The organism is Clavibacter lycopersici, from assembly GCF_003576405.1.
In the GTDB taxonomy this organism is placed as follows: domain Bacteria; phylum Actinomycetota; class Actinomycetes; order Actinomycetales; family Microbacteriaceae; genus Clavibacter; species Clavibacter lycopersici.
In genome coordinates, this window is sequence record NZ_QWGT01000164.1 from 1 (window position 1) to 6317 (window position 6317).

The window sequence follows — 6317 nt, forward strand, 5'->3', positions numbered from 1 at the left end:
GGCCCGCGCAGCACGCCGGCCTCGGCGCGCACGCCCCGGTCGACGCCCGTGCAGTCGACCAGCGCCATCCCGTGCTCGCCGCCGCGGCCGACCGGCGCGTCCAGGCCGAAGGACGCCGCGACCATCGACCGGTCGGTGTTCAGCGCGAGCCAGCCGACCACGCGCGTGCTCGTCTCCTCGTCGACGACCTCGCCGTGCACGAGCGAGGCGAAGAGCGACGCGAGCTCGCGGGCGGATCCGACGGACAGCTGCGGGGCGTCGTCCGGCCCGCGGGTGCCGCGCGCCACGTCGAGGAGCGCGGTGCGGCGGAGGCCGAGCGACTCGGCGCGCGTGCGCACGGCGTCGAGGCCGACGAGCCCGAGGAGCGCGTTGGTGGCGGCTGCGTCGCCGGTCGCGCCCACGAGCGACGCGAGGTCGGTGACGGGCAGCGACGGCACCACGAGGTGGCGCCAGAGGCCCGCGGTGCCGCCCTCGTCGTCGGGTCCGCGGTCGACGAGGTGCAGCGGCGAGAGGTCGCCGCCGGTCATGCGCGCCGACAGCTCGATGAGGAGGAGCACGCGACCGAGGCCCGCCGCGGGCAGCGCGACGTGGTCGTCGACCTCGAGCACGACATCGCCCGAGTCGAGGTCGATCGCGCGGGCGGCGACGCGCATCCCGTCGAGGGCGAGGCCGCCGAGCGCGCGGAAGGCGGAGCGGAAGCCGTCGGTCGGCTCCTGCCCCGCGTGGCGCGCGGCGCCGCCCCCGGTGTGCCGGGGGCGGCGCCGCGGATCCTCGCCGGTGTCGCTCATCGTCGGGCGCGTCACCAGATGGTGACGCGGGCCTCCTCGTCGAGCCAGAGGCCGTCGCCCGGCTGCACGTCGAACGTCTCGTAGAAGGCGTCGATGTTGCGGACGATCTGGTTGCAGCGGAACTCGTTCGGCGCGTGCGGGTCGATGGCGAGCAGGCGCATCACCTCGGCGTCGCGGCCCTTCTGCTGCCAGGCCTGCGCCCAGGAGAGGAAGAACCGCTCGGCGCCCGTGAGGCCGTCTATCACCGGCGGCTCGGCGCCCTCGAGCGAGAGGAGGTACGCCTTCCACGCGATGGAGAGGCCGCCGAGGTCGCCGATGTTCTCGCCGATCGTGAGCGCGCCGTTGACGTGCGGGGCGTCGTCGGCCGTGAGCTGCGCCGGCACCAGCGCGTCGTACTGCTGGATGAGCGACGCCGTGCGCTCCTCGAACGCGGCGCGGTCGGCCGGGGTCCACCAGTCGGTGAGGCGGCCGTCGCCGTCGTAGCGCGAGCCCTGGTCGTCGAAGCCGTGGCCGATCTCGTGGCCGATGACCGCGCCGATCGCGCCGTAGTTCGCCGCCGGATCCCGCGCCTCGTCGAAGAACGGGAACTGCAGGATCGCGGCCGGGAACACGATCTCGTTGAAGCCCGGGTTGTAGTACGCGTTGATGGTCTGCGGCGTCATGAACCACTCGTCGCGGTCCAGCGGGGCGCCGATCTTCGCGAGCTCGCGGCGCGTCTCGAACCGGGCGGTCGCGCGCACGTTGCCCACGAGGTCGGTCGGGTCGATCTCGAGCGCGGAGTAGTCGCGCCACTTGTCGGGGAAGCCGATCTTCGGCGTGAACTTCTCGAGCTTCTCGAGCGCCCGGCCGCGGGTCTCCGCGGTCATCCACTCGAGGCCGGAGATGGAGTCGCGGTACGCCTGCACGAGGTGGCCGACGAGCACGTCCATCTCGGCCTTCGCGGTGCGGGAGAAGTGGCGGTCGACGTAGATGCGGCCGATGGCCTCGCCCATGGATCCCTCCACCAGCGAGACGCCGCGCTTCCACCGCACGCGCTGCTCGGGCGCGCCCGTGAGCGTGCGGCCGTAGAAGTCGAAGGACGCCTCCGAGAACGCCTTCGGCAGCAGGGCCGCGTTCGAGCGGATGACCTGCCACGTGAGCCAGTCGCGGAGGGCAGGCACCTCGGCGTCGGTCAGCAGCGCGCCGAGCCCCTCGGCGAAGCTCGGCTCGCGCAGCACGACCTCGTCGAGCGCGGCGGCGGGCGCCTCGAGCGCGTCGCGCCACACGTCGAGGTCGGCGCCGGCCGCCTTCGCCACGAGGTCGCGGAGCTCGGCCCAGGTGGTCAGGTTGTAGGTGGCCTGGCTGTCGCGCGTGCGGACGTTGTCCCAGTGGACGGCGGCGATGCGCGTCTCGAGGTCGAGGATCCGGTCGGCGCGGCCCGCGGGGTCGTCCAGCTCCGCGAGGCCGAGCATGCGCTCGACGAAGGCGCGGTACGCGTCGCGGATGGCGGCGTGGCCCTCCTCGCGGTAGTAGCTCTCGTCCGGGAGGCCCAGGCCGCCCTGCTCCACCTGCACGATGTAGCGCTCGGGGTCGCCCGGGTCGTTGTCGACGAAGAGGCCGAGGAGGCCGCTGACGTTCGTCTGCTCGAGCGTGCCGAGAGTCCGCAGGAAGGACGGCACATCGGTGACGGCGGCGGCCGCATCCAGGTGGTCGCGGATCGGCTCGACGCCGAGGGCCTCGACGCGCTCGAAGTCCATGAAGCTCGTGAAGAGGTCGCCGGTCTTGCGCTCCTCGGTGCCGGGCTCGGCGTCGACGGCCTCCTCGATGATCACGCGCACGGCCTCCTCGGCCGCCTCGGCGAGCTGGTGGAACGAGCCCCAGCGGGCCTTGTCGTCGGGGATCTCGGTGCGGTCGAGCCAGCGGCCGTTCACGTGGAGGTAGAGGTCGTCCTGCGGTCGCACCCCCTCGTCCAGCTCGTCGGTGCGGATCCCGGTCGGAGGTGTCTCGGCGCTCATGGGGTCGAGCCTAGGCGCGTTCGCCTGCGGCACGCCGGGAGCCCGACGCCGTCGATGACAAGCGCGCTTGACACCTCCGTGCTGTAAAGCTAGCTTGTCATCCATGCGCAGCGAGGTGAGGCAGCTCCGGACGGCGGCCGGGCTCTCCCAGCAGTCCCTCGCCGACTCGCTCGGCGTCTCCCGCCAGACGATCAACGCCATCGAGACGGGCCGCTACGACCCGTCGCTCGCGCTCGCCGTGAAGGCGGCGCGCTTCTTCCACCGATCCGTCGAGGAGGTCTTCCATGTCGAAGACGACTGAACGCCGCGGGATCTCCCGCGTGAACGCGATCCTGGTGTCCGTGTTCCTGGCCGGGGCGCTGATCTGCGCGGTGACCGGCAACGTGCCCGGCACGATCGTGCTGGCGACCTTCGGCGTCCTGGGTCTCGCGGGGGCCGTGTACGCCGCCCGACCCGGAGCCCGCGACGTCACGCGGATCAACGGCCTGGAGTACCGGGACGAGCGCGACGGGCGCCTGGCGCAGCAGGGCTTCGCGGTCGTGGGCGTCGCGGCGCTCGTCATCTCGGTCGCGGCGTTCGTGGCCACCACGCTGATGGGCCGCATCGACTGGTTCATCTGGGGGCAGACGATGGCGCTGGCGATCGTGTGGGGCGTCGCGAACTCCGTGGTCGTCCGCCGCAGCTGACGCACCGTCCGCGCCGGCGCGGCTCGGATCCGCCGCCGGAAACGCCACCGCAACACGGCCTCGCTACGCTCGCGGATCGGGGCGTCTCCCCACACACCCGCGCGAGAGCAGGCGATCATGGCCCGACAGATCTGGACCCTCCACGGCGACGGACGGGCGGTGGACGCATCCGCGGTCGTCGGCCCCGGCGAGCGCCTCACTTGGCCGCGCACCATCGGGCTCGGGATGCAGCACGTCGTCGCCATGTTCGGCGCGACCTTCCTCGTGCCCGTGCTCACGGGCTTCCCGCCCACGACCACGCTGTTCTTCTCCGGGATCGGGACGATCCTCTTCTTGGCTGTCACGAAGAACCGGCTGCCCAGCTACCTCGGCTCGTCCTTCGCGTTCATCGCGCCGATCCTCGCGGCCAACGCGGCCACGGCGTCGGGCGGCGGCGGCATCGGAGCGGCGCTCGCGGGGATCGTCGCTGTCGGCGTGATGCTCGCGGTCGTCGGCGGCATCGTCCAGCTCACGGGCACCGGCTGGATCGACGCGCTGCTGCCGCCCGTGGTGGCCGGCGCGATCGTGGCGCTCATCGGCTTCAACCTCGCGTCGGCCGCGCGCGACAACTTCGTGGTCGCGCCCGTGACGGCGACCATCACGCTCGCCGCCGTGATCCTCTCCACCGTGCTGTTCCGCGGGATCCTCGGGCGGCTCTCCATCGTGCTCGGCGTGGTGGTCGGGTACGTCGTGGCCGTGATCCGCGGCGAGGTCGACTTCTCGTCGATCGCCGACGCCGCGTGGATCGGGCTGCCCGAGTTCCACGCGCCCGAGATCACGCCGCAGTTCTGGTCGCTGCTGCCAGCGTTCCTGCCCGTCGTGCTCGTGCTGGTCGCCGAGAACGTGGGCCACATCCGCGGGGTCGCGCAGATGACCGACGCGAGCGTCAACAAGCTCACCGGCCGCGCGCTGCTGGCCGACGGCATCGCGACCGTGCTCGCGGGCCTCGGCGGCGGATCCGGCACCACGACCTACGGCGAGAACATCGGCGTCATGGCCGCCACCCGCGTCTACTCGACCGCCGCCTACTGGGTGGCCGGCGCGTTCGCCGTGCTGCTCGGCCTCTCCCCCAAGGTCGGCGCGGTCATCAACACGATCCCGCCGGGCGTGCTCGGCGGCGTGACGACGGCGCTGTACGGGCTCATCGGGATCATCGGCGTGAAGATCTGGCTGGACAACAGGGTCGACTTCTCGAAGCCCGTCAACCAGCTCACGGCGGCGACCGCGCTCATCGTCGCGATCGCGCCGTTCACCTTCACGCTCGGCACGGTCTCGTTCAACGGCATCGCGCTCGGCACCATCGCGGCCATCGTGATCTACCACGTGATGCACACGATCGCTCGGCTGCGCGGGACCGACTAGCGCGGAGCCCGCCCGCCGCTCACGGGCTCGCGTCGATCCGGTGGCCTAGCATCGCGCTGCGGCGACGGCACCGCGGGACCCGACCCCGGCCGCGCCGACAGCCCCCACCCAGGCAGGAGATCCCCCCGACATGCACGACCCCGGCGCCTCGAGCGGTCACGGCACGGCGACCGCAGGCGCCACGACCCGCGAGGGCGGCGCATCCCGCGAGCGGGTCCAGCGCATGTGGCTGGCGTTCGCGCTCTGCCACCTCTGGCTCATCACGCTGAACCTGTTCGGGCCGACCTCCGCGCTCGGCGACGTGACGGGGATCTACCGCACGTGGATGCAGGACGGCATGGCCGGCGGGGGCCGGGTCGGCATCGACCTGCCGTGGGTGTACCCGATCCTCGCGGCCGCGCCCATGCTCGTCTCGCTCGTGGGCGGCACCGCGTTCTTCGGCACGGTGTGGCTCGCGCTGGTCACGCTCCTCGACGCCGCGGCGTTCGCGCTGCTCCTGCGATCCCGCCGGGGCATGGCCGCCGCCGCGTGGTGGCTCGGCTTCCTGGTGGCGCTCGGGCCGATCGCGCTCGGCCGCATCGACGCCGTCACCGTCCCGCTCGCGCTCGCGGGCCTGCTCGTGCTCGCGACGCGGCCGGCCGTCGCCTCCGTGCTCCTCACCGTGGGCGCGTGGGTGAAGGTGTGGCCGGCGGCGCTGCTCGCCGCGGCCCTCATCGTCCGCCGCGGTGCCGCGCGCACGAGCGTCGGCGTCGCGTCGATCGCCACAACCGCGGTCGTCGCCGCGGGATCCCTCGCCCTCGGCAGCGGCGCGAACCTGCTCGGCTTCGTGGGGCAGCAGGCGGGGCGCGGCCTGCAGGTGGAGTCGAGCGCGGCGCTGTACCACCTCTGGCGGATCGCGCTCGGCGACGACGGGTACCGGATCTACGACGACCCGCGCATCATCGCGTTCCAGGTCGCCGGGCCGGGCGTCGACGCGGTGGCCGCGGCCATGACGCCCGTGATGGTCGTCGCCGTCCTGGGCGTGACCCTGCTGGGGATGCGCGCCGCCCGTCGCGGCGCGGGGGCCACCGCCCTGATCGGGCCGTTGTCGCTGGCGCTCGTGGCCGCGCTGATCCTCACCAACAAGGTGGGATCGCCGCAGTACGTCTCGTGGTTCGCGGTGCCGATCGTCGTGATGCTCGTGCACGACCGCCATGCGCGCGGCACGGCCGCCGTCGCGCGCCTCGGGCTCGCGGTGGCGGCGCTCACGCAGGTCGTCTACCCGTACGGGTACCTGCTGCTCACCGCGGCGGTGCCCGCCATGGTCGCGGTGATCACCCTGCGCGACCTCGGGGAGCTCGCGCTCCTGGGGATCGCCGTGGTGCAGCTGGTGCGGCTGGGCGCCGTCACGGCAGGGGAGCCGGCACGGGCCGCCGCCGTCGGCGTCCGCCGGCGCGGCCCGCGGCGGG

At 73.3% G+C, this 6317-nt stretch carries 6 protein-coding genes; 4 read left to right on the forward strand and 2 right to left on the reverse strand.

Going from position 1 to position 6317, the window contains the following annotated elements:
* Together DZG00_RS10895 and DZG00_RS10900 are read right to left on the reverse strand one after the other, a co-directional pair.
* The coding region (locus DZG00_RS10895; RefSeq protein WP_147359975.1) for a serine hydrolase at positions 1–788 on the reverse strand (788 nt) is incomplete at its 3' end.
* 11 nt (positions 789–799) lie between these two features.
* The gene (locus DZG00_RS10900; protein ID WP_119382494.1) at positions 800–2782 is read right to left on the reverse strand and encodes a M13 family metallopeptidase; all 1983 of its coding nucleotides are present in this window, start codon (positions 2780–2782) and stop codon (positions 800–802) included.
* 103 nt (positions 2783–2885) lie between these two features.
* Between DZG00_RS10900 and DZG00_RS10905 the strand changes: the two genes are divergently transcribed.
* The 4 genes from DZG00_RS10905 to DZG00_RS10920 all read left to right on the forward strand — a co-directional run.
* Positions 2886–3083, forward strand: a complete 198-nt coding sequence (locus tag DZG00_RS10905; protein WP_119382495.1) for a helix-turn-helix transcriptional regulator — start codon at positions 2886–2888, stop codon at positions 3081–3083.
* Positions 3067–3468 carry a hypothetical protein gene (locus DZG00_RS10910; protein WP_119382496.1) on the forward strand — a complete coding sequence of 134 codons (402 nt, stop codon included), beginning with the start codon at positions 3067–3069 and terminating at the stop codon, positions 3466–3468. Before DZG00_RS10905 ends, DZG00_RS10910 begins: the two co-directional genes overlap by 17 nt.
* 117 nt (positions 3469–3585) lie before the next feature.
* On the forward strand, positions 3586–4869 hold the full coding sequence (locus DZG00_RS10915; RefSeq protein ID WP_119382497.1) for a uracil-xanthine permease family protein: 1284 nt from the start codon (positions 3586–3588) through the stop codon (positions 4867–4869).
* A gap of 130 nt (positions 4870–4999) precedes the next feature.
* Positions 5000–6317: hypothetical protein (locus DZG00_RS10920; protein ID WP_233550122.1), on the forward strand; the 1318-nt coding region annotated here is incomplete at its 3' end.

What these genes read in the sequence shown, in the direction of transcription:
- DZG00_RS10900 (WP_119382494.1), bottom strand. Translation starts at nt 2,782, where the DNA reads ATGAGCGCCGAGACACCTCCGACCGGGATCCGCACCGACGAGCTGGAC.
- DZG00_RS10905 (WP_119382495.1), top strand. Translation starts at nt 2,886, where the DNA reads ATGCGCAGCGAGGTGAGGCAGCTCCGGACGGCGGCCGGGCTCTCCCAG.
- DZG00_RS10910 (WP_119382496.1), top strand. Translation starts at nt 3,067, where the DNA reads ATGTCGAAGACGACTGAACGCCGCGGGATCTCCCGCGTGAACGCGATC.
- DZG00_RS10915 (WP_119382497.1), top strand. Translation starts at nt 3,586, where the DNA reads ATGGCCCGACAGATCTGGACCCTCCACGGCGACGGACGGGCGGTGGAC.